20 protein-coding genes are annotated in these 19,901 nt (G+C 71.7%); 10 read left to right on the top strand and 10 right to left on the bottom strand.

From position 1 onward, the window contains the following. Window positions 1-13: 13 nt before the first annotated feature. The 5 genes from ABZ808_RS23550 to ABZ808_RS23530 form a co-directional block, all read right to left on the bottom strand. Entirely contained in the window at window positions 14-334 is a 321-nt protein-coding gene (locus ABZ808_RS23550) for a DUF1416 domain-containing protein (protein WP_357010265.1), read from the bottom strand. 2 nt (window positions 335-336) lie between these two features. Next, the gene (locus ABZ808_RS23545; RefSeq protein ID WP_357010262.1) at window positions 337-1,185 is read right to left on the bottom strand and encodes a sulfurtransferase; all 849 of its coding nucleotides are present in this window, start codon (window positions 1,183-1,185) and stop codon (window positions 337-339) included. A 204-nt stretch (window positions 1,186-1,389) separates the two neighbouring features. Beyond that, window positions 1,390-1,467, bottom strand: coding sequence for an Ms5788A family Cys-rich leader peptide (locus ABZ808_RS23540; RefSeq protein ID WP_310503780.1), 78 nt, complete (start codon window positions 1,465-1,467; stop codon window positions 1,390-1,392). Window positions 1,468-1,583: 116 nt separating this feature from the next. After that, window positions 1,584-2,372 (bottom strand): DUF2993 domain-containing protein, encoded by a 789-nt coding sequence (locus ABZ808_RS23535; protein ID WP_357010260.1) that lies wholly within the window; start codon window positions 2,370-2,372, stop codon window positions 1,584-1,586. A 103-nt stretch (window positions 2,373-2,475) separates the two neighbouring features. Further along, window positions 2,476-3,531: a hypothetical protein gene (locus ABZ808_RS23530; protein ID WP_357010257.1), complete on the bottom strand. Its 1,056-nt coding sequence runs from the start codon at window positions 3,529-3,531 to the stop codon at window positions 2,476-2,478. A gap of 242 nt (window positions 3,532-3,773) precedes the next feature. Between ABZ808_RS23530 and ABZ808_RS23525 the strand changes: the two genes are divergently transcribed. The 7 genes from ABZ808_RS23525 to pstB all read left to right on the top strand — a co-directional run bounded on the left by ABZ808_RS23525 (window position 3,774) and on the right by pstB (window position 11,041). Then, window positions 3,774-4,493 (top strand): response regulator transcription factor, encoded by a 720-nt coding sequence (locus ABZ808_RS23525; protein ID WP_357010255.1) that lies wholly within the window; start codon window positions 3,774-3,776, stop codon window positions 4,491-4,493. 171 nt (window positions 4,494-4,664) lie between these two features. After that, window positions 4,665-5,534, top strand: a complete 870-nt coding sequence (locus ABZ808_RS23520) for a polysaccharide deacetylase family protein (protein ID WP_357010252.1) — start codon at window positions 4,665-4,667, stop codon at window positions 5,532-5,534. Between the two features lie 247 nt (window positions 5,535-5,781). Continuing rightward, window positions 5,782-6,708, top strand: a complete 927-nt coding sequence (gene mshD / locus ABZ808_RS23515; RefSeq protein WP_357010250.1) for a mycothiol synthase — start codon at window positions 5,782-5,784, stop codon at window positions 6,706-6,708. A 213-nt stretch (window positions 6,709-6,921) separates the two neighbouring features. After that, complete coding sequence (pstS, locus tag ABZ808_RS23510) at window positions 6,922-8,028, top strand: phosphate ABC transporter substrate-binding protein PstS (protein WP_357010248.1); 1,107 nt, start codon at window positions 6,922-6,924, stop codon at window positions 8,026-8,028. Between the two features lie 39 nt (window positions 8,029-8,067). After that, window positions 8,068-9,159 (top strand): phosphate ABC transporter permease subunit PstC, encoded by a 1,092-nt coding sequence (gene pstC / locus ABZ808_RS23505; RefSeq protein ID WP_357010245.1) that lies wholly within the window; start codon window positions 8,068-8,070, stop codon window positions 9,157-9,159. Then, entirely contained in the window at window positions 9,156-10,244 is a 1,089-nt protein-coding gene (pstA, locus tag ABZ808_RS23500) for a phosphate ABC transporter permease PstA (protein WP_357010242.1), read from the top strand. The genes pstC and pstA overlap by 4 nt, the downstream gene beginning before the upstream one ends. Window positions 10,245-10,264: 20 nt before the next feature. Next, window positions 10,265-11,041, top strand: coding sequence for a phosphate ABC transporter ATP-binding protein PstB (gene pstB, locus ABZ808_RS23495; protein WP_357010239.1), 777 nt, complete (start codon window positions 10,265-10,267; stop codon window positions 11,039-11,041). A 137-nt stretch (window positions 11,042-11,178) separates the two neighbouring features. Here the strand turns inward: pstB and ABZ808_RS23490 are convergent, their stop codons facing one another. After that, window positions 11,179-12,012, bottom strand: a complete 834-nt coding sequence (locus tag ABZ808_RS23490; protein ID WP_357010236.1) for an NUDIX hydrolase — start codon at window positions 12,010-12,012, stop codon at window positions 11,179-11,181. A gap of 193 nt (window positions 12,013-12,205) precedes the next feature. On the opposite strand from ABZ808_RS23490, the gene ABZ808_RS23485 reads away from it, so the two are divergent. After that, window positions 12,206-13,174 carry a Gfo/Idh/MocA family oxidoreductase gene (locus ABZ808_RS23485; protein ID WP_357010233.1) on the top strand — a complete coding sequence of 323 codons (969 nt, stop codon included), beginning with the start codon at window positions 12,206-12,208 and terminating at the stop codon, window positions 13,172-13,174. A 73-nt stretch (window positions 13,175-13,247) separates the two neighbouring features. Here ABZ808_RS23485 and ABZ808_RS23480 read toward each other — a convergent pair whose 3' ends face one another. The 3 genes from ABZ808_RS23480 to ABZ808_RS23470 all read right to left on the bottom strand — a co-directional run bounded on the left by ABZ808_RS23480 (window position 13,248) and on the right by ABZ808_RS23470 (window position 15,954). Beyond that, window positions 13,248-14,255: an inorganic phosphate transporter gene (locus ABZ808_RS23480; RefSeq protein WP_357010231.1), complete on the bottom strand. Its 1,008-nt coding sequence runs from the start codon at window positions 14,253-14,255 to the stop codon at window positions 13,248-13,250. A gap of 4 nt (window positions 14,256-14,259) precedes the next feature. After that, complete coding sequence (locus ABZ808_RS23475; RefSeq protein ID WP_030327784.1) at window positions 14,260-14,886, bottom strand: DUF47 family protein; 627 nt, start codon at window positions 14,884-14,886, stop codon at window positions 14,260-14,262. A gap of 126 nt (window positions 14,887-15,012) precedes the next feature. Continuing rightward, entirely contained in the window at window positions 15,013-15,954 is a 942-nt protein-coding gene (locus ABZ808_RS23470; RefSeq protein ID WP_357010228.1) for a PPK2 family polyphosphate kinase, read from the bottom strand. Between the two features lie 138 nt (window positions 15,955-16,092). Here ABZ808_RS23470 and sigJ point away from each other — a divergent pair, with 138 nt between their 5' ends. Next, window positions 16,093-17,058 (top strand): RNA polymerase sigma factor SigJ, encoded by a 966-nt coding sequence (gene sigJ / locus ABZ808_RS23465; RefSeq protein ID WP_357010226.1) that lies wholly within the window; start codon window positions 16,093-16,095, stop codon window positions 17,056-17,058. Window positions 17,059-17,065: 7 nt separating this feature from the next. Here sigJ and ABZ808_RS23460 read toward each other — a convergent pair whose 3' ends face one another. Then, window positions 17,066-17,572 carry a DUF402 domain-containing protein gene (locus ABZ808_RS23460; RefSeq protein WP_357010223.1) on the bottom strand — a complete coding sequence of 169 codons (507 nt, stop codon included), beginning with the start codon at window positions 17,570-17,572 and terminating at the stop codon, window positions 17,066-17,068. A gap of 102 nt (window positions 17,573-17,674) precedes the next feature. Here ABZ808_RS23460 and ABZ808_RS23455 point away from each other — a divergent pair, with 102 nt between their 5' ends. After that, window positions 17,675-19,879, top strand: a complete 2,205-nt coding sequence (locus ABZ808_RS23455; protein ID WP_357010220.1) for an ATP-dependent DNA helicase — start codon at window positions 17,675-17,677, stop codon at window positions 19,877-19,879. Window positions 19,880-19,901 lie beyond the last annotated feature (22 nt).

The following is a 19,901-nucleotide window of genomic DNA, read 5'->3' as shown; positions in this document are numbered from 1 at the left end:
TCAGAGCAGTGGGTCAGGCGACGGTGACGGTGACCTCGTTGAGGCCCCGGCCGGCGGTGACGGCGGCGTCGCCGTTGCCGTGCCGGGAGAGCGCCCGCAGCGTCCAGGAGCCCGGCGCGGCGAAGAACCGGAACTGACCGGCCGCCGAGGTGACCACCTCGGCGGTGAACTCACCGGTCGAGTCCAGCAGCCGGACGTACGCACCCGGCACGACCTCGTCCGCCGCGGAGCGGACGATGCCCGTGATCACGGTTTCCTTCTCCAGGTCCAGGCTGGCCGGCAACGGCGCGGCCTGGTCCGGTGCGGCGCAACCCGCGGCGGTGGGAGCGGTCATCGTCAGGCCTCCCCGGGTTCGTCACCGAGCGCCACCGGGACACCGACCAGCGAGCCGTACTCGGTCCACGAGCCGTCGTAGTTCTTCACGTTGCGGTGACCGAGCAGCTCCTGCAGCACGAACCAGCTGTGCGAGGAACGCTCGCCGATCCGGCAGTACGCGATCGTCTCCTTGCCGTCGTCCAGCCCGGCGTCGGCGTAGATCTTGCGCAGCTCGTCGTCGGACTTGAACGTGCCGTCCTCGTTGGCCGCCTTGGACCACGGAACGCTGAGCGCGGTCGGGATGTGACCGGCCCGCTGCGCCTGCTCCTGCGGCAGGTGGGCGGGGGCGAGCAGCCGGCCGGCGAACTCGTCGGGGCTGCGCACGTCGACCAGGTTCTTGGTGCCGATCGCGGCGACGACCTCGTCGCGGAAGGCCCGGATGGAGGTGTCCGGCTCCTGCGCGACGTACTGCGTCGCCGGGCGGGAAACCGCGTCGGTGACCAGCGGGCGGGCGTCCAGCTCCCACTTCTTGCGACCGCCGTCGAGCAGCTTCACGTCGCCGTGGCCGTACAGCTTGAAGTACCAGTAGGCGTACGCCGCGAACCAGTTGTTGTTGCCGCCGTACAGGATGACGGTGTCGTCGTTGCTGATGCCCCGCTCGGAGAGCAGCGCCTCGAACTGGGTCTTGTTGACGAAGTCCCGGCGGACCTGGTCCTGCAGGTCGGTGCGCCAGTCGATCTTGACGGCGCCGGCGATGTGGCCGGTGTCGTAGGCCGAGGTGTCCTCGTCGACCTCGACGAAGACGACGCCCGGGGCGTCGAGGTTCTTCTCGGCCCACTCGGCCGAAACGAGTGCGGTGTCGCGACTCATCGAATCACTCCCTGGTGAATGGATGGTGAGCCAGCGCGCGGATGTCAATGGGTGAAGCTGTCGCAACGCGCGGGACCCAACGGAAGGACGGGATCACAGGTTCGTGCGACGGCGCCGCTGCCGGGCGTTTGGTGGGATCACCGGAGGGGTCGGGGGACCCTGCATGCCGGTGGCCGCCTCAGGCGGCCGAAAACAGCCCCGCCGTCAGATGACGGGGCGACACAGGCAGGTGGCCACGCGGCACAGGTCGACCGCGCGCCGTTTGGTGAGGTGAGTCCCCATGGCCACGGAGCCTACCAGTGAGTGACCGGGCTGCCACAGAGCCGACCAGCATCCGGGAATCACCGGGGCCGCTGGGCCGTAGCGGCGTCCCGCCGCCGGAGGGCCTGACGCGCCACTCAGCCAACCGAGTTGATCGGCACGTCCTTCGCGTCGGCGGTGACGGCCAACCCTTCGGGCAACGGCCGGACCTCCCGGACCGCGAGCTGGAACGGCAGGTCGGGCAACGGGACGTCGACGGAGATGCCCTTGGCGTAGTTGTTCAGGATGGTGCGGGCCAGTGGCAGGTTGGGCAGGCCCTCGGCGTCCAGGTTGCTGAAGCGCAGGGCGACCGCGCCGCTCTCGGCGACGGTGACGTCCGCCGTGCCGCTGACCGTGAAGTTCTGACCGAGCACGTCGACCGGCGCGGTGACGGCGAGCTTGCCGCCCTGCTCGCCGAGGGTGAGCCCGGGCCGGTTCAGCAACGCGGCCAGGCTGTCGTAGCTGATCGTGCCGGTGCCGTTGACGGTGTCCGCGACGACGTCACCCTGCCCGGTGCGCAGCGTGTCCAGGGATGCCCGCACGTTGCGGGCGTCCACGTCCAACACCGGCAGACGTACGGCGTCGCCCTCGACCGAAGCCTGCACGTCCCGCAGCTTGATGGAGATCCGCTCGTAGCGGCCGTCGAGCACCTGGGTGAGGAACGGCGTCCCGCCGACCTCGACCTCGGGGGCGGCTGCCTGCGCGCCCTGCTTGCTGACCTCCTGGCTGACCCGGTCGGCGATGAGACGCTCGGCCACCCCGACCGCCACCCGGTCGGCGACCACCAGCAGGGCCGCCACCACCAGGAGCAGAACGACCAAACCGATGAGCAGCTTGCGACCGCGCCGCCGGGGCCGGGCCTCACCAGCCGGATACTCCTGGGCCACGACGCCTCCTGTCTCCGCCCGCCACGGCGGGCGGGGCGTCCGTACCGGTGCCGCAGCGCGGCGCCTCCGTTGGTACCCGACCGGCACCGCGCTCAACCGTTGCTCAGAGAAAGAGCATGCACATGGCGTACGCCGCAGGCGCGGCCAGCGCGAAGCCGCCGAGCGGCCCCTGCATGTGCCGGGCAACCCACATGGTGGGCAGCTCGCCGGCCATCAGGCGGCCCGCCTCCGCGTACCCCACGGCGAGGTCGGAGAGGACGGCCGTGACCGCCGCGACCAGACCGAGCACCGCGGCCCGGGTCGGCGTGAAGGGCGTCACCAGATAGCTCCCGAGCACCGCGCTGACCAGCGTGCCGGCCATCGCACCGGCCACCACACCAGCGGCGCCCCGAGGCACCTGCGGGGCCAGCCGGGGCCACGGCAGCACCGCGTCGGTCAGCCGGGCGACGGTCAGCGCCACCCCGCTCGCGGTCAGGCAGACGGTGATCGCCTGGGTGCCGGCCGGGATGCGGCTGAGCACGATCAGGGTGCCGAAGGCCACCACTCCGACCACGATGAGCAGCGTGGCGCCGAGTGAATCGGTGACCCGGACCCGGTCGACCCGACGGACCAGTTGACCGAGCACCGCGGCGAGGAATCCGCCGACGGCCAGGAAACCCAGTGGCGCCAGGCCGGCGACGTCGGTCTGCACGGCGGCGATGTCGACGGCTGCGGCGACCGCGGCGCTGATCCCACCGACCAGCAGCGGCGCCGGCGGGCGCATCGCCATCGCCCAAGCGAGAACGAACAGCAGTTGGACGCCGAAGATGATGAAGGCGAACGGCAGCCGGTGGCCCGGCCCCGACGTCTGCGCGCCGAGCACCAGACCGAGACCGAGCAGCGCGGCGAAGCCGGCGATGGTCAGCGCCAGCGAGCGGCGCACCTCGACCGCGGGTACGACCTCTTCCTCCGGCTCGTCGATCTCGTCCTCGGAGCGGCGGGCCGGCTCACCGGCGCGGCGGGCCCGGCGCGGCCCACCTCGTTCACGGCGTTCGGCGTCGGTGACGGCCGGCCCGGTGCGCGGCGCCGGTGGATGGCCACGGGTCGGGGCGGCCGGACCCGAGCGGGGGCCGTCCGGCCACGATTCGCGGCCGGCGTCGGGCGAGGTGGAGGGAAACACGCCCCGATCGTGCCAGACCGACCGCCCGACGCGGTGGTCCCGGGTTTCAGCAACGTTAAAACCTGCGCCACGATCAGGGGCAAGCTAGACAAACAGGAAATGGCCTGATGGTGCGGTCGAGGCGATCGGTTAGGCTCAAACGCGTTACCCGCCCGTCAGCGACGCCGGGACCACGCAATTTCTCAGCGCACTCCTTGGTGAGTGTGTCTGGTCGCGCGCGGCGATGCGCCGCCGGGACGGAGGTGATCGTGGAGATCCTGCTGCTGGTGACCGCACGTGCGGGGGAGCCGTCGGCTGTGCTGCCGGCACTCGACCTGTTGCCGCACTCGGTTCGCACCGCGCCGCGTGACGTCCGCACCCTGGTCGCCGGGCCCAGCCCGGACGCGGTGCTAGTCGACGCTCGATCGGAGTTGAGCGAGGCCCGGGCGACCTGCCGGATGCTGCACGCCACCGGGCTCGGCGTGCCGCTGGTCGCGGTGGTGACCGAGGCCGGCCTGATCGCGTTGAACGCCGACTGGGGCGTCGACGACGTCATCCTCGCCTCGGCCGGTCCCGCCGAGGTGGAGGCGCGACTGCGTCTGGCGGTCGGGCGTCTGAGCAACGCGACCGCCGGCGCCGGTGGTTCGATCCGCGCCGGTGAGCTGACCATCGACCCGGACACGTACGCGGCCAAGCTCAAGGGCCGCCCGCTCGACCTCACCTACAAGGAGTTCGAGCTGCTGAAGTTCCTGGCCCAGCACCCGGGTCGGGTGTTCACCCGGGACCAGTTGCTGCGCGAGGTGTGGGGTTACGACTACTTCGGCGGCACCCGGACGGTGGACGTGCACGTCCGGCGGCTGCGCGCCAAACTCGGCTCGGAGTACGAGTCGATGATCGGCACCGTCCGCCAGGTGGGTTACAAGTTCGTTGTTCCGCCGTCGCGGTCGCTGCCCGAGCCGGAGCACGCGCCGCTGCCCGTCTGACCCCACGCCGCCCGGGGAGCGGGTCCCGCCCAGGACGATTTCCTATATGCCCTTTTTAGGCAGCTCGTCGGTTCTATTCTGACTGCCGGGTTTGTCGAAAAAGGGGGCATCGGTGCGCGCAGGTTCCACGGGGGCGACGGGCCGGCGCGCCCGGTCGACCGGGCGGAAGCCGTGATTCGGGTCAACTCGACCGCGCGAGCGGCGGCGATCGTGACGGTGGTGGTGGTCGCACTGCTCAGCTCGGCGTACGTGCTGGGGCGCGCTCTCGTCCCCGACGAACCTCGACGGCACGCCACCGGCATCACCACCAGCGGCGACGACCCGCACTACGCCGACCAGCTTCCCAGCGACGAACCGAGCAGCACCCCGAGTGCCAGCCGCAGTGCCGGCCCCACCGAAGCCGGCCAGGACGGTTCGGGGCGGGACGCCAGCGGCGACAAGCTGTTCGGCGCGCACACCGGCACCGGCAACGCCCGGCTCGCGCTGACCTTCGACGACGGACCGGACCCGCGCTACACCCCGCAGGTCCTCGCCACGCTGCGCGAATACGACGTCAAGGCCACGTTCTGCGTGGTGGGCGAGAACGCACAGGACCACCCGGACCTGATCCAGGCGATCGTGGCCGACGGGCACACCCTGTGCAACCACTCCTGGCACCACGACGTCTCCCTGGGCAACCGGTCGGCCGACCAGATCCGTGCCGACCTGCTGCGCACCAACGCGGCGATCCGGGCAGCGGTGCCGGAGGTGCCGATCGTCTGGTACCGACAGCCCGGCGGCGCCTGGACCTATCCCGTGGTGTCGGTGGCACAGCAGCTCGGCATGACCCCGCTGCACTGGTCGGTGGACCCGTCCGACTGGCAGGCGCCCGGTGCCGGCAAGATCGCGGCGACGGTGGCCACCCAGGTGGAGCCGGGCTCGGTGGTGCTGCTGCACGACGCGGGCGGCGACCGGCAGGGCACGGTCGACGCGCTGCGCCGGATCCTGCCGGACCTGAGCACGCGCTTCGAGTTGGAGGCGCTGCCCACCGACCCGACCTGAGCCGGGCGACAGCTTCGACGACAGGCGTCCTGCTGCTCGTCTCCTGCCATCCCGCAGGCCAAGGGCTTGGTGCGCTGCCTTTGGAGCTGATGTCGCAAACGGTTCAGCTCCATAGGCGTCGACAGGCACCTCACCCACCAGCGCCGCCCGTGGCCGCACCGGCGACACCGAGCCCTACTCGACGACGGCCGCGGCTTAACTCGGCGACGGTCCGAGCGTCACGGCACCCAGCGGATACGGTGGCGGGATGAGCAGCGCGGAGCCGACCAGCGATCAGGTGACCCGGGCCGACCGGCTGGAGCCGGCGGAGATCGCCGACGTGCTGGCCCTGGCCCGCGCCGCAGGCGACACCGACGGCGCGGACCCGCTCGACGAGCACGTCCTGCTCCGGTTGCGCGACCCGGAGGCCAGGGCCGTACACCTGCTGGCCCGCGCCGACGACGGCGCCCTCACCGGGTACGCGCACCTGGACACCACCGACCCGGTCGGTGGGATCGGGGTGGAACTTGTGGTGCACCCCGGCTACCGGCGGCGAGGCACCGGTCGGGCGCTGGCCCGGGGCGTGCTCGCCTCGGCCACCGGGCCGCTGCGGGCGTGGGCGCACGGCGACCACCCCTCGGCGGCGGCGCTCGCCGTGGACCTTGGCTTCACCCGTGCCCGGGTGCTCTGGCAGCTACGCCGGCCGTTGGCCGTCTCGCTGGGCGAGCCGCGCCTGCCCGACGGCGTGGCGCTGCGCGCGTTCCGGCCGGGGGCGGACGACGCGGCGTGGCTGACCCTCAACGCCCGGGCCTTCGCCGAGCACCCCGAGCAGGGTCGGTGGACCCCGGAAGACCTGCGGGTCCGCCTCGCCGAGCCGTGGTTCGACCCAGCCGGCTTCCTGCTCGCCGAGGAGACCTCGACCGGCCGACTGCTCGGCTTCCACTGGACCAAGGTGCACGAGCGCCCGGGATCGGCCCGCATCGGTGAGGTGTACGTGCTCGGCGTGGAGCCGACCGCGCACGGCGGCGGGCTCGGCCGTGCGCTGACCACGGCGGGGCTGGCGTACCTGCGCGACAAGCGCGGCCTGGACCGAGTGATGCTCTACGTGGACGAGTCGAACGCCGGGGCGGTCGCGCTCTACGAGCGGCTGGGCTTCGCCCGCTGGTCCGCGCACATCAACTACCACCTCGGCTGAGCAGCAACGGGCACTGAAGTGCCCCGGTTCACTTAACGGACAACTCACCCTCAGCGAGCGGTCATCTCGAAGGCCGTACGTGTTCACCCTGCGTTCACTTGCGACCGGCGAACCGGCTACCTGGCACTTCTAACTTTCGTGTCAGCCGGTCACTGCCGGTCCTCGCGCCCCGGGATCGGGGCGCCAAGTCAGACGCGAAGGGAAACCCCTCAGGTGAAGCTCCAGCGGTACGGCGCTATCGTCGGCCTCGCTCTCGCCGCGACGCTCGGCCTCAGTGCATGCGGCTCGGACAACAACGAGCCCGCTCCCGGCGCAAGCGCTTCGGGCTCGACCGCCGCGGTCGACTGCGCTACCGGAACGCTGAACGCCCAGGGCTCGTCGGCGCAGAAGAACGCCATGGCCGAGTGGATCAAGGCGTACCAGCAGAAGTGCCAGGGCACCACGATCAACTACGAGCCGACTGGTTCTGGCGCCGGCATCCAGGCGTTCATCGCCGGGACCGCCGACTTCGCCGGCTCCGACTCCGCGCTCAAGCCGGAGGAGCAGCCGCAGGCCGACGCCAAGTGCGTCGACGGCAAGGCCATCCACCTGCCGATGGTGATCGGGCCGGTGGCCGTCGCCTACAACGTCAGCGGCGTGGACAACCTCCAGCTCAAGCCGGCCACCCTGGCGAAGATCTTCGCCGGCAAGGTCACCAAGTGGGACGACGCGGCCATCAAGGCCGACAACCCGGACGCCAAGCTCCCGGCGACCACCATCCAGACGGTCCACCGCTCGGACGAGTCGGGCACCACCGACAACTTCACCAAGTTCCTCTCCAAGACCGCCGAGGCCGACTGGACGCTTGGCAACGCCAAGGCCTGGAAGGGTCCGGGCGGCACCGGTGCCAAGGGCTCGGACGGCGTGGCCAGCCGCGTCAAGGGCGCCGAGGGCTCGATCGGCTACATGGAGTGGTCGTTCGCCGAGAACGCCGGCCTCAAGATGTCCAAGATCGGCAACGGTAACGGCGAGTTCGCCGCGCTGACCGCCGAGGCGGCCGGCAAGACCATCGCCGGGGCCAAGATCGAGGGCCAGGGCGACGACCTCAAGCTGTCGGTCGACTACAACACCAAGGAGGCCGGGGCCTACCCGATCGTCCTGGCGACGTACGAGATCGTCTGCGGCAAGGGCCTCGCGGCCGACAAGTTGAAGCTGGTCAAGGGTCTGCTGAGCTACGCCGCCAGCGCCGAGGGCCAGAACTCGCTGACCGACCTGGGCTACGCCCCGCTGCCGGAGACGGTTCGCACCAAGGTCGAGACCGCGGTCAAGAACCTCTCCTGACCCGACCCCACCACCTCAGCAACCGAATCGAGCGAGCAGATGGGTGAAACCCCTCACCGCTCGGCCGACGCCGGCGCCGGCGGGACGCGCGTGACCCAGAGTCGCGAGTGGCCCGCCGGTGCCTCGGCGCATGTGGCCGAGGCACCAGTCAGCACCCGTCCCCCGGGCGGTGGCGGGCTGGGCGGCGGCGGCGCGCTGCCGCGCAGCCGTAAGTTCGGCGCCGAGCGGGCTTTCCGCGGTCTCACCCTGGCCGCCGGCACCACCGTTCTGGTCATCATCGCCGCCATCGCGATCTTCCTGGTCGCGAAGGCGGTGCCGGCCCTGCGCGCCAACACCGAGAACTTCTGGTCCTACGAGGGCTGGTCGCCCAACGAGACAGAGCCGAAGTTCGGCATCGGCGCACTCGCCTTCGGCACCGTGCTCAGCTCGGCACTCGCGCTGCTCGTGGCGGTGCCGGTAGCGCTGGGCATCGCGCTCTACCTCTCGCACTACGCACCCCGCCGGCTGGGCACCGCGCTCGGCTTCCTGGTCGACCTGCTCGCCGCCGTGCCGAGCGTGGTCTTCGGTCTCTGGGGGCGGGACGTCTTCAGCAGCCCGGTCCGGGACTTCTCGGTCTGGCTCAACCAGCACTTCGGCTGGATCCCGCTCTTCGGCGGCGACGGCCCGTTCGGTGCCTCCGTCATGCTGGGCGCCCTGGTGCTCGCGATCATGGTGCTGCCGATCGTCACCTCGCTCTCCCGCGAGGTGTTCCTCCAGACGCCGACGGCGAACGAGGAGGCCGCCCTCGCCCTGGGCGCCACCCGCTGGGAGATGCTCCGCACGGCGGTGCTCCCCTACGGCCGCCCCGGCATCATCGCCGCGGTGATGCTCGGCCTGGGCCGCGCACTCGGCGAGACCATCGCGCTGGCGCTGACCCTCGGCATCACCTTCGGCATCTCGTTCAACCTGATCCAGAACGGCGGCAACACCATCGCCGCCAACATCGCCAACGCGTTCGGCGAGGCGAACGAGACCGGCCGGGGCGCGCTCATCGCCTCCGGCCTGGTGCTGTTCACCATCACGCTGATCGTCAACATCACGGCGCGGGCGATCATCTACCGCCGCCGGGAGTTCACGGAGTCGGCCGCATGACCACAACCGCCACCTCCCACCGCACCCGGCCGCCGGCCCAGCCCGACTCGCTGCGGGGTCGCCGACTGCCCTGGTACGCCGCTCCGGCCATCGCCGTCGCCGCCCTGGCGCTCTCCGCCGTGATCGTCTACGGCACCACCATCGGCGGCCCGGTCCTCGTGGTCGTCCTCGGCGCGATCCTCTACCTGGTCGGGCTCTTCGCCGCCGCCAACGCGGTCGAGGGGCGCCGGTCGGCCCGTAACCGCACCTGGAGCGCGCTGATCCACTCCGCGTTCGTGCTGGCGGTGCTGCCGCTCGTGTCGGTGGTCTGGACGCTGGTCAGCAAGGGTGCCGAGCGGCTGGACGCCAACTTCTTCCTGACCTCGATGAACAACATCGGGGCCCGCGACGCGAACGGCGGCGCGTACCACGCGATCGTCGGCACGCTGGAGCAGGTCGGCATCGCCACCCTGATCACCGTGCCGCTCGGCATCCTCTGCGCCATCTACATCGTCGAGTACGGCCGGGGCAGGTTCGCCTTCGCGATCCGGTTCTTCGTGGATGTCATGACCGGCATCCCGTCCATCGTCTCCGGCCTGTTCGTGCTGGCGTTCTGGGTGCTGATCGTGTCGCCGTGGTTCAACGACGGCCGGCCGAGCTTCTCCGGCTTCGCCGCCGCGCTCGCGCTGAGCGTGCTGATGCTGCCCACCATCGTCCGGTCCACCGAGGAGATGCTCCGCCTCGTTCCGGCGCCACTGCGCGAGGGCGCGTACGCGCTCGGCGTACCCAAGTGGAAGACCATCCTGCGGGTGGTCCTGCCGACGGCGCTGCCTGGCATCGTCACCGGCGTCATGCTCGCCGTCGCCCGCGCGGCCGGCGAGACGGCGCCGGTGCTGCTGGTCGCCGGCGGCGGCGCCGCGATCAACACCAACCCCTTCGAGAACAACCAGTCGTCGCTGTCCCTCTTCGTCTACCAGCAGGCCGGTGACGCGTCGAGGTACGCGCCGGCACGGGCGTGGACGGCGGCACTCACCCTGGTCGCCCTCGTGCTCATCCTGACGATCGCGGCGAAGCTGCTGGCCCGTCGCAACCGGCTCAGCCGATGAACCCCGGAGGTACCACCACCATGGCCAAGCGTGTCGAAGCCTCGAACGTCACCGCCTTCTACGGCGGCTTCAAGGCGATCGAGAACATCAACCTGACCGTCGAGCCGAAGACGGTCACCGCCCTGATCGGCCCGTCCGGCTGCGGCAAGTCGACCTTCCTGCGGTCCATCAACCGGATGCACGAGGTGCTGCCGGGTGCCCGGGTCGAGGGCAGCCTGACGATCGACGACCAGGACATCTACGACCGGGACGTGGACGTCACAGCGGTCCGGCGCATGATCGGCATGGTCTTCCAGCGGCCGAACCCGTTCCCCACCATGAGCATCTTCGAGAACGTGGTGGCCGGCCTCAAGCTCAACGGCGTCCGGAAGAAGTCGATCCTGGAGGACGCGGCCGAGAAGGCGCTGCGCTCGGCGAACCTGTGGGACGAGGTCAAGGACCGGCTGGGCAGGCCCGGCGCGGGCCTCTCCGGCGGTCAGCAGCAGCGGCTCTGCATCGCCCGGACCATCGCGGTCGAGCCGCAGGTCGTGCTGATGGACGAGCCGTGCTCGGCCCTGGACCCGATCTCCACGCTGGCCATCGAGGATCTGATGTTCCAGCTCAAGGACAAGTTCACGATCATCATCGTGACGCACAACATGCAGCAGGCCGCGCGGGTGTCGGACCGGACCGCCTTCTTCTCGATCGAGAAGACCGGCGACCCGGGCCGCCTCATCGAGTACGATAACACGCAGAAGATCTTCAGCAACCCGAGCGTGAAGAAGACCGAGGACTACATCACCGGCCGCTTCGGCTGAGCCGACCGCGACCGTCACCGGCGTCCCCGCCCTCCCGGCGTGGGCGCCGGTGCCGTATCCGGCCTCTCCGCCTCTCTCCGACGGCGGGCGGCGGGCGGCGGGCGGCGGGCGGCGGGCGGCGGGCGGCGGGCGGCGGGTCAGCCGAGCACGAAGCGGGGTTCGCCGTCGGGCGGCAGGTCCAGGCGTGGAGTGATCGGCGTGGCGGCGTCCCGGTCGGCCGCCGCCCGCGCCACCCCGGCCAGATCGCCGGCCGCCGCCACCTGGGCCAGCGTGACAAGGGTCGGCGGCAGCATGGTCAGCTCGCCCGCCTCGGCGCGGGCCAACGCGTCCGCCGGCCGGATCCACAGGGTGTGGTCGGCCTCGCCGGAGACGTCGCGGGTCCGCTGCCCCGCCGGCAGCAGGGCCACGAAGAAGTACGTGTCGAAGCGGCGCGGCTCGAACTCAGGGGTGACCCAGCGGCTCCACGGCAGCAGCAGGTCCGACCGAAGCGTGAGCTGACGGTCGGCGAGCAGAGCGGCGAAGCCCAGTCGGCGTCCCTCCAGGTCCTGCCGGGCCGCCTCCCAGTCGTCGCCGCTGACGTCGCCCACCACGGTCGTCGGGTCCGGGCCGGCGAGCAGCACGCCGGCCTCCTCGAAGACCTCGCGGGCAGCGGCGCAGACCACCGCCTGGGCGGCATCCGGGGCCACTCCCAGCCGGGCCGACCACTCGGTCGGCGCCGGGCCGGCCCAGTCCAGGTGCGCCTCGGAGTCGGAGCGGTCCACGCCGCCCCCGGGGAAGGCGTACATCCCGCCGAAGGTCATCGCGGCGACCCGGCGGATGACGTACACCTCGAAGTCTGTGTCGGTCGGACGCAGCAGCAGCACGGTGGCCGCGACCCGGGGCACCGCCGGGGCGACGCCCTCGGCCTGGAACCGGCGGGCGTGCTCGACCAGGGCGGCCGGGGCGGCGAAGCCGTCGCTGTCGATCGTCATGCCGCGAGCCTAGTTGCCGAAGACGCGGCGACCGGGGCGCGGCCAGCCATGATCGACTCCATATCGGCGATATCGCCTTATCCCGCCACCAGGACACCCCCACATCGCCGACACGGAGTTGATCAGGGGCACGCATCCCGGCAAGCGTGGCCGGCTGGCCGACGGTTCACCTGGCTCGGCTAGCGTTTCCGGCATGACTCGTTGGGGCATCCTGGCCACCGGCCACATCGCCAGCCGTTTCGCCGAAGACCTCCGGCTCGTGCCGGACGCCGAGTTGGTCGCCGTCGGCTCCCGCGCCGCCGAGAGCGCCCAGCGCTTCGCCGACACCTACGGCGCGAAGCACGCATACGGCTCCTGGGTGGAGTTGGCCGCCGATCCGGAGGTCGACGTGATCTACGTGGCCACTCCGCACGCCGCGCATCACGAGGCGGCGATGACCTGCCTGACCGCCGGGAAGGCGGTGCTGCTGGAGAAGCCGTTCACTCTCGACCTGGCCAGCAGCACCGAACTGGTGGACACTGCCCGCGCCGCCGGGGTCTTCCTGATGGAGGCCATGTGGATGCGGATGAATCCGATGATCCTGCGGGCGGTGCAGCTGATCGCGGACGGGGCGATCGGTACGGTGCGCGGCGTCCGGGCCGACTTCGGGGTCGCCGGGCCGTTCCCGCCGGAGCACCGGATGCGGTCCGTGGCACTGGGTGGGGGTGCCCTGCTCGACCTGGGGATCTACCCGATCAGCCTGGCCTACCTGCTGCTCGGTGTGCCGCAGCACATCCGGTCCTGGGCGAAGCTCGGCCCGGAGGGGACGGACGAGAACACCGGCATCCTGTTCGGCTACGACACCGGGGCGCTGGCCACGTTGAGCTGCGGCATGGTCGGGGCGAGTGAGCTGTCCGCCTCGATCACCGGCAGCACGGGCCGCATCGACCTGCCCGAGCCGTTCTTCCGGCCGGGGTCGCTGACCCTGCACCGCGACGGTGTCGAGCCGGAGACGATCTCCACCGAGGTCGTCGGCAACGGCTACCAGTACGAGGCGATCGAGGTGCAGCGCTGCCTGGCCGCCGGGCTGACCGAGAGCCCGATGGTGCCGCACTCCACCACCCTTGAGGTGATGGCCCTGCTGGACACGGTGCGCGAACAGATCGGCGTCCGGTACGTGTGACGCGCCCGGCACCTGGCTGGGCAGGAAAAGGGCCCCTCGTCGCGTCGACGAGGGGCCCTTTCCCGAGCGGTGGTCAGCCGAAGAGCGGCCGGACCAGCAGGTAGGTGACGCAGGCGATCAGCGCGGCGGCCGGGAACGTGACGATCCAGGCGATCACGATGTTGCCGGCGACGTTCCAGCGGACCGCGGAGAGGCGCTTGGTCGCGCCCACGCCCATGATCGCCGAGGTGATGGTGTGGGTGGTGGAGATCGGCGCCTTCAGCACCAGGGCGTTGAAGTAGAGCACCGCGCTCGCCACCGTCTCGGCGGCGAAGCCCTCCGGCGGACCCAGGTCGATGATCTTACGACCGAGGGTACGGATGATCCGCCAACCGCCGGCGTAGGTGCCCAGGGCCAGCATCGTCGCCGAGGTCCAGAACACCCAGCCGGGGATGTGGCTCTTGTCGTCCTGGAAGCCGCCCGTGTAGAGGGCCAGAACCACGATGCCCATCGTCTTGGCGGCGTCCTGCATGCCGTGGCCGACCGACATGGCGGCCGCCGAGGCGGTCTGCGCCCAGCGGAAGCCCCGGTTGAGCTTGCCCGGCTGCCCCTTCCGGAACAGCCAGAGGATGGCCAGCATCAGCAGGTAACCGAGGGTGAGGCCGACGATCGGCGACAGCACCATCGGCAGGATGACCTTCTCGCCGATCGTGACCCACTGGACGATGCCGCCGGCCGACAGCAGGGTCGCGCCGACCAGACCGCCGAAGAGCGCGTGTGAGGACGACGATGGCAGGCCGAAGTACCAGGTGATCAGGTTCCAGGCGATCGCGCCGAGCACACCGGCGAAGACCACACCGAGGCTGGCCACCCCGGTGGGGAGGGTGACCAGGCCGTCGCCGACGGTCTTGGCCACCCCGGCACCGAAGTGGGCGCCGATGAAGTTGCCGACCGCGGCGAGCGCCAGTGCGATCCGGGGTGTCAGCGCCCGGGTGGAGACGCTTGTCGCGATCGCGTTGGCGGCGTCGTGGAAGCCGTTGGTGTAGTCGAACGCCAAGGCAACCGCGATCACCGCCAGTACGGCGATGAGTTCGGGAGACACCGGCTCAGGACTCCTTGACGGCGATGGTCTCGACCGTGTTGGCCACGTGCTCGAAGGCGTCGCAGGCGGCCTCCAGCTCGTCGGCGACCTCCTTCATCTTCAGCACCGTCAACGCGTCGTACTCACCGGAGAAGAGACGGACGAGTAGCTGCCGGTTGATCCGGTCGCCCTCGTTCTCCAGCCGGTTGCACTCGATCCAGTAGTCCTCGAGATCCTTCATCGACTTCAGCCGGGGCATCGCGTCGGCGGTCAGCTTGGCCTGCTGGTCGAGCACGTTGACCATCTCGTGCAGCTCGCGGGGCAGCGCCGGCAGCTCGGTCAGCCCGTACAGGTAGAGCAGGTCGCCGACCGCTTCCAGGTGGTCCATCACGTCGTCCAGCAGCGAGCCGAGCCGGTAGATGTCCTCCCGGTCGAACGGGGTAATGAAGGTCGAGTTGATCTTCTTGTACAACTCGTGGGTGATCTGGTCGCTGTCGTGCTCGACCTCGGTCAGCCGCTCGCTGACGGACTGCACGTCGACGCCGGGCAGGGCCAGTTCGTTGAGCAGTGCGGTGCCCCGGACCAGGTTCTGCGCGGCCCTGGTGAAGAGCTCGTAGAAGGCGCCCTCGGTGGGGCGGAAGGAAAACTTCACAGCACAGACCTCGTCGCGTCGGTGGAAGGTGGCGGCGTCCGTCGGCGTCCGCCCGGTGAATGCTAGGAAACGCCAGAACCGCGAATTCGGCGGCCCACCCCTGGTCAGACCACATTCATCGCTCGTTCATCTGCTGTTCATCTCTGGCGCCCCACCCGCACCCGCTCCCCCAGCAAGCAAGCGCTCCCGCTCGTGCGCGACGTCGAAATCGGCAGCCGGATACCCGAGAGCGAGCGTGTCGAACGTCTCACGCAACAGATGCGCCACCGCCCAGTCCCGGTACCACTTGCGGTCCGCCGGCACCACGAACCAGGGTGCGGCGTCCGTCGCGCACCGGCTCAGCGCCTCGGCGTACGCGGCCTGGTAGTCGTCCCAGCGGGACCGGGAGTCGACGTCCGACGGGTTGTACTTCCAGTGCTTGCGCGGGTCGGTGAGCCGCTCCAGCAGGCGCTTGCCCTGCTCGGCGTACGAGATGTGCAACATCACCTTCACCAGGGTCACCCCGCCGTCGACCAACTCCCGCTCGAAGGAGTTGATCTCGTCGTAACGGGCTCGCCAGGTGGCCTCCGGCACCAGCGAGCCGACCCGGGCGATCAGCACGTCCTCGTAGTGTGACCGGTTGAACATTCCGACGTACCCGGGCGGTGGCAGCGCCCGGCGGATCCGCCACAGGAAGTCGTGCCGCAACTCCTGCCGCGTCGGCGGACCGAATGACCGAATGTGCAGGCCCAGCGGGTTCATGGCACCGGCCACCCGCTTGATCGTGCCGTCCTTGCCCCCGCAGTCCATCGCCTGGAGGACCAGCAGCACCCGGTGCGCCGGGCGGTCCGAGGCGGCCTTGGCCATCGCGAAGAGCATCTCCTGCTGCCGGCCCAACTCGCCGCCGACCAGTTCGACCTGCTCGCGGGCCCAGGCCTTGCGGCGCTCGCCGGTCCTCTCGGTCGCCGGCAGGCCGGGGGCGGACCGGGGATCGATCGCAGCGAGGTCCACCGGCGCGGTGACCCGCAGCAACTCCCGCACGGACCCGCCGTCCGGCGCCACGATCTGCCCTTGCTGGGGTGCGCTCATCGTCGGATCATCGCCCACCCGGCGGCCTTCCGCCCGTCGAGGGTCGCCCATCCCACCGTCACCTGCGGGGCTGCCGGCACGTCCGGTTGGCGGGAGGATGGACGCGGGACACGTACCGGCTGGGGAGGGTGGTGGGTCGTGCGGGACCTGGCGACGGAGTTCGAGGCCGAGCGGGGTCGCCTGCTCGCGGTGGCCCACCGGATGCTGGGCCGCCGCGGCGAGGCCGAGGACGCGGTGCAGGAAACCTGGTTGCGCTACGCCGGGGCCCTCGCCGACCCGGCGGCCCGCGGCGAGATCCGCGATCTCTCCGCGTGGCTGACGACCACCTGCGCCCGGATCTGCCTCGACGTGCTCCGCTCGGCGCGGGTCCGGCGCGAGGCGTACCCCGGGCAGTGGCTTCCGGAGCCGGTGGTGAGCCCGCTGGACGCCGGGCCGCCGACCGACGGGTTCGCACCCGACCCCGCCGAGCGGGCGGTCCGCACCGACCAGGTCGGCACCGCGCTGCTGGTCATGATGGAGCGGCTCGCGCCCGAGCAGCGGGTCGCGCTCGTGCTGCACGACGTGTTCGCGGTGCCGTTCGCCGGTGTCGCGGACGTGCTCGGCACCACCGAGGCCGCCGCCCGGCAGCTCGCCTCCCGGGCACGGCGGGCGGTCACCGCTCCGGACGCGCCTCGGCACACCGCCGATCCGGCCGAGCAGCGGCGCGTGCTCGAAGCGTTCGTGGCCGCCGCCGAGTCCGGCGAACTGGATCCGCTGCTGCGCGTGCTCGCGCCCGACGTGGTCCTCCTCGGCGACTCGGGCGGCCACTTCCCGGCGGCCCGCCGGCCGGTGGTCGGGGCGGACGCGGTGGGCCGCTTCACGCTCGGCCTGTTCGGTCGGGCCGGCCGGTACGCGCAGCGGGTGCGGTCCCGGCCGGTGCTGGTGGACGGTGTGCTCGGCCTACAGATGGAGACGGTCCACAGCGACGGTCGGCCGATCCGCATGATCGCCGCCTTCGCCGTACACGAGGGCCGGATCACGGGCGTGTTCAACCAGCTCAACCCGGAGAAGCTCGTCGACCTGCCGCCCCTGGGCGACGACGACCCGTGGCCGCCGCGCTGGTGAGCCGGGCTCAGACCACCAGAGCCAACCATTTGCGGTACGAGGTGGCGAACGGCTCGGTGCCGTCGCCGAGCGCTCCGAACAGCCACCGGGCGGCCGCCTCGGCCTCGACGACCACGTCCTGCGGGTAGCCGAAGAGGGCCCGGTGCTCGGCGAACTCGTCCTCGTCGAGCAACTCCACCAGGCCGGTGGCCCGGCGACGGACGACATCCAGGTCCAGGTCGATCAGGTGGACCGTGTCGTCGGACTCCCAGCGGGCCGGGGTGGCGATGTCGCAGTAGACCTCGCTGGTGCGCGGCGGCGGGTTGAACATGCACGTCCACCAGGCGTGGTGCGGCACCAGCAGGACGAAGGGGATCTTCTCCACCGACGGCCGGCCGTGGTAGACCGACTCGGTGCCGAAGGGGACACCGAGCCAGATGCCCAGGTCGTCCTCGGCGAGGCGACGGGCCGGGTAGTCACGGTGCGCGCTGCCGTCGTACTTGCGGTAGATCACTCGGACCACGTCGCTCGGCATGATTCGCACCCTAACCGATACTGCCCACGCGTCGTAGTGCTGCCGTAACCGGACGGCTGGCACCGAACCGACCTGCGGGTCGGCTGTGCGCCACGCGGGCGGATGGGCGCAGCCGGTGTCGGCCGCGACGGGTACCGTCGCACGGTGACTCCGCCCCGCACCGCCACCGGTTCCGCCACCCCGTCGGCCCGTGGCGGGAGCCGGCGGCGGGGTGCCCGGCCCAGCGGCACGGAGCTGCTCGCGGCGGCGGTCGGCGCGGTCCCCGGCGGCGCGGCGCGCCCCGGCCAGCAGCAGATGACCACCGCGATCGAGGAGTGCGTGACCAGCGGCGAGCACCTGCTCGTCCAGGCGGGCACCGGCACCGGCAAGTCGCTGGCCTATCTCGCGCCGTCGCTCACCGTGGACGGCCCGGTGGTGGTCTCCACGGCCACCCTGGCGTTGCAGTCCCAGCTCGTCGACCACGACCTGCCCCGGCTGGCCGACGCGGTCGAGCCGCTACTCGGCCGCCGACCCACGTTCGCGGTGCTCAAGGGCCGCCACCACTACCTCTGCCTGGCCCGACTGGACAATTCCACCGAGGACGAGCCGGAGGACACCCTCTTCGACGCCCCGGCCGCCCGACCCGGCGGCGGGACGAAATGGCTGGGCGAGGCGGGTCGGCTGGGCAAGCAGATCGAGCGGCTGCGCGGCTGGGCCGAAAAGACCGCCACCGGCGACCGCGACGAGCTGGATCCGGGGGTCGACGACCAGGCCTGGCGGCTGGTGTCGATGCCGGCCCGCGAGTGTGTCGGGGCGACCCGCTGCCCGTTCGGCGCGGAGTGCTTCGCCGAGGCGTCCCGGGCCCGCGCCCGCGAGGCCGACATCGTGGTGACCAACCACAGCCTTCTCGCGGTCGACATGCTGGCCGACCGGCACATCGTCCCGCCACACAAGCTGCTCATCGTCGACGAGGCGCACGAGCTGGCCGACCGGGTCTCCTCGGCGGCCCAGGCCGAGCTGGTGCCGGAGCTGATCGACCGGTCCACCCGACGCGCCCGCCCGCTGCTGCGGCCGGAGACCGCCGAATCGCTCACCGCCGCCGGCGACGCGCTCGCCGTCGGGCTGGCCGAGGTGCCGGCCGGGCGGCTCACCGCCGGGCTGCCGGCGCCGCTGCGGGAGGCGTGCACCCTGCTCGACGCGGCCACCCGCGCCGCCCTGGACTCGATCGGCGACGTCAAGTCCGACGATCCCGACCCGGTCCGCAAGCAGCAGGCCAAGGCCGCGTTGGACGACCTCTCCACCACCACCCAGCGGCTGCTGGAAGAGGCCGACCACGACGTGGCCTGGGTGGAGAAGAACGACAGCGGCAGCCGCCGAGCCCTGGTGGTCGCGCCGCTGTCGGTCGCCGGCACCCTCGCCACCCACCTGTACGACGAACGCACGGTGGTCGCCACGTCGGCCACCCTGGCGCTCGGCGGCCGGTTCGACACGGTGGCCCGCGCCCTCGGCCTGGACGCGCCCCCGCCCGCGCCGCCGTCTCCGGCCTCCGCCGCGCTGGCCGCCCGCACCGCGCCGGGCCGCCCGGCCGCCGAGGCGCCCGGCCGTCGGCTGGCCGGCGACACCAACCCGGGGGCGATCGTGCCGGCCACCGAGGGGCCGGGCTGGCGCTCACTGGACGTGGGGTCGCCCTTCGACTACGCGCGGCAGGGCATCCTGTACGTCGCTGCGCACCTGCCCCGGCCCAGCGTCTCCGGGCTCCCGGAGGCCGCCGGGGAGGAGCTGCTCGGGCTCGTCGAGGCGCTCGGTGGGCGTACTCTCGGGCTCTTCTCATCCCGGCGGGCCGCGCAGCAGGCGGCGGAGTTGCTGCGCGCACGGACCGACCTGCCGGTGCTGTTGCAGGGCGAAGAGGCGTTGCCGCTGCTGGTCCGCCGGTTCCGCGAGGAGCGCTCCAGCTGCCTGTTCGGGGTGATGTCGCTCTGGCAGGGGGTGGACGTGCCGGGTGATGCCTGCCAGCTCGTCGTCATCGACCGGCTGCCCTTCCCTCGACCGGACGAGCCCTTGGCGGCGGCCCGTGCCGCGGCCGTGGACTCGGGCGGCGGCTCCGGCTTCGCGGCGGTCAGCGTGCCGATCGCGGCGGTCCGGCTGGCGCAGGGCGTCGGCCGGCTGATCCGGGCGACCGGCGACCGGGGCGTGGTCGCGGTGCTCGACTCCCGGCTGGAGACAGCCCGGGGCTACGGGCCGTTCCTGCGTCGCTCGCTGCCGCCGTTCTGGTACACGACCCGCCCCGAGGTCGCCCGCGGCGCCCTGGAACGCCTCGCCGGCTCCTGACGCCCCTGCCCCGTGCAGCGCC

Source organism: Micromonospora sp. NPDC047527, assembly GCF_040643015.1.
Lineage (GTDB): Bacteria > Actinomycetota > Actinomycetes > Mycobacteriales > Micromonosporaceae > Micromonospora.
The sequence above is the reverse complement of the archived record's forward strand: the minus strand, read 5'-3'. Positions and strand labels throughout refer to the sequence as shown.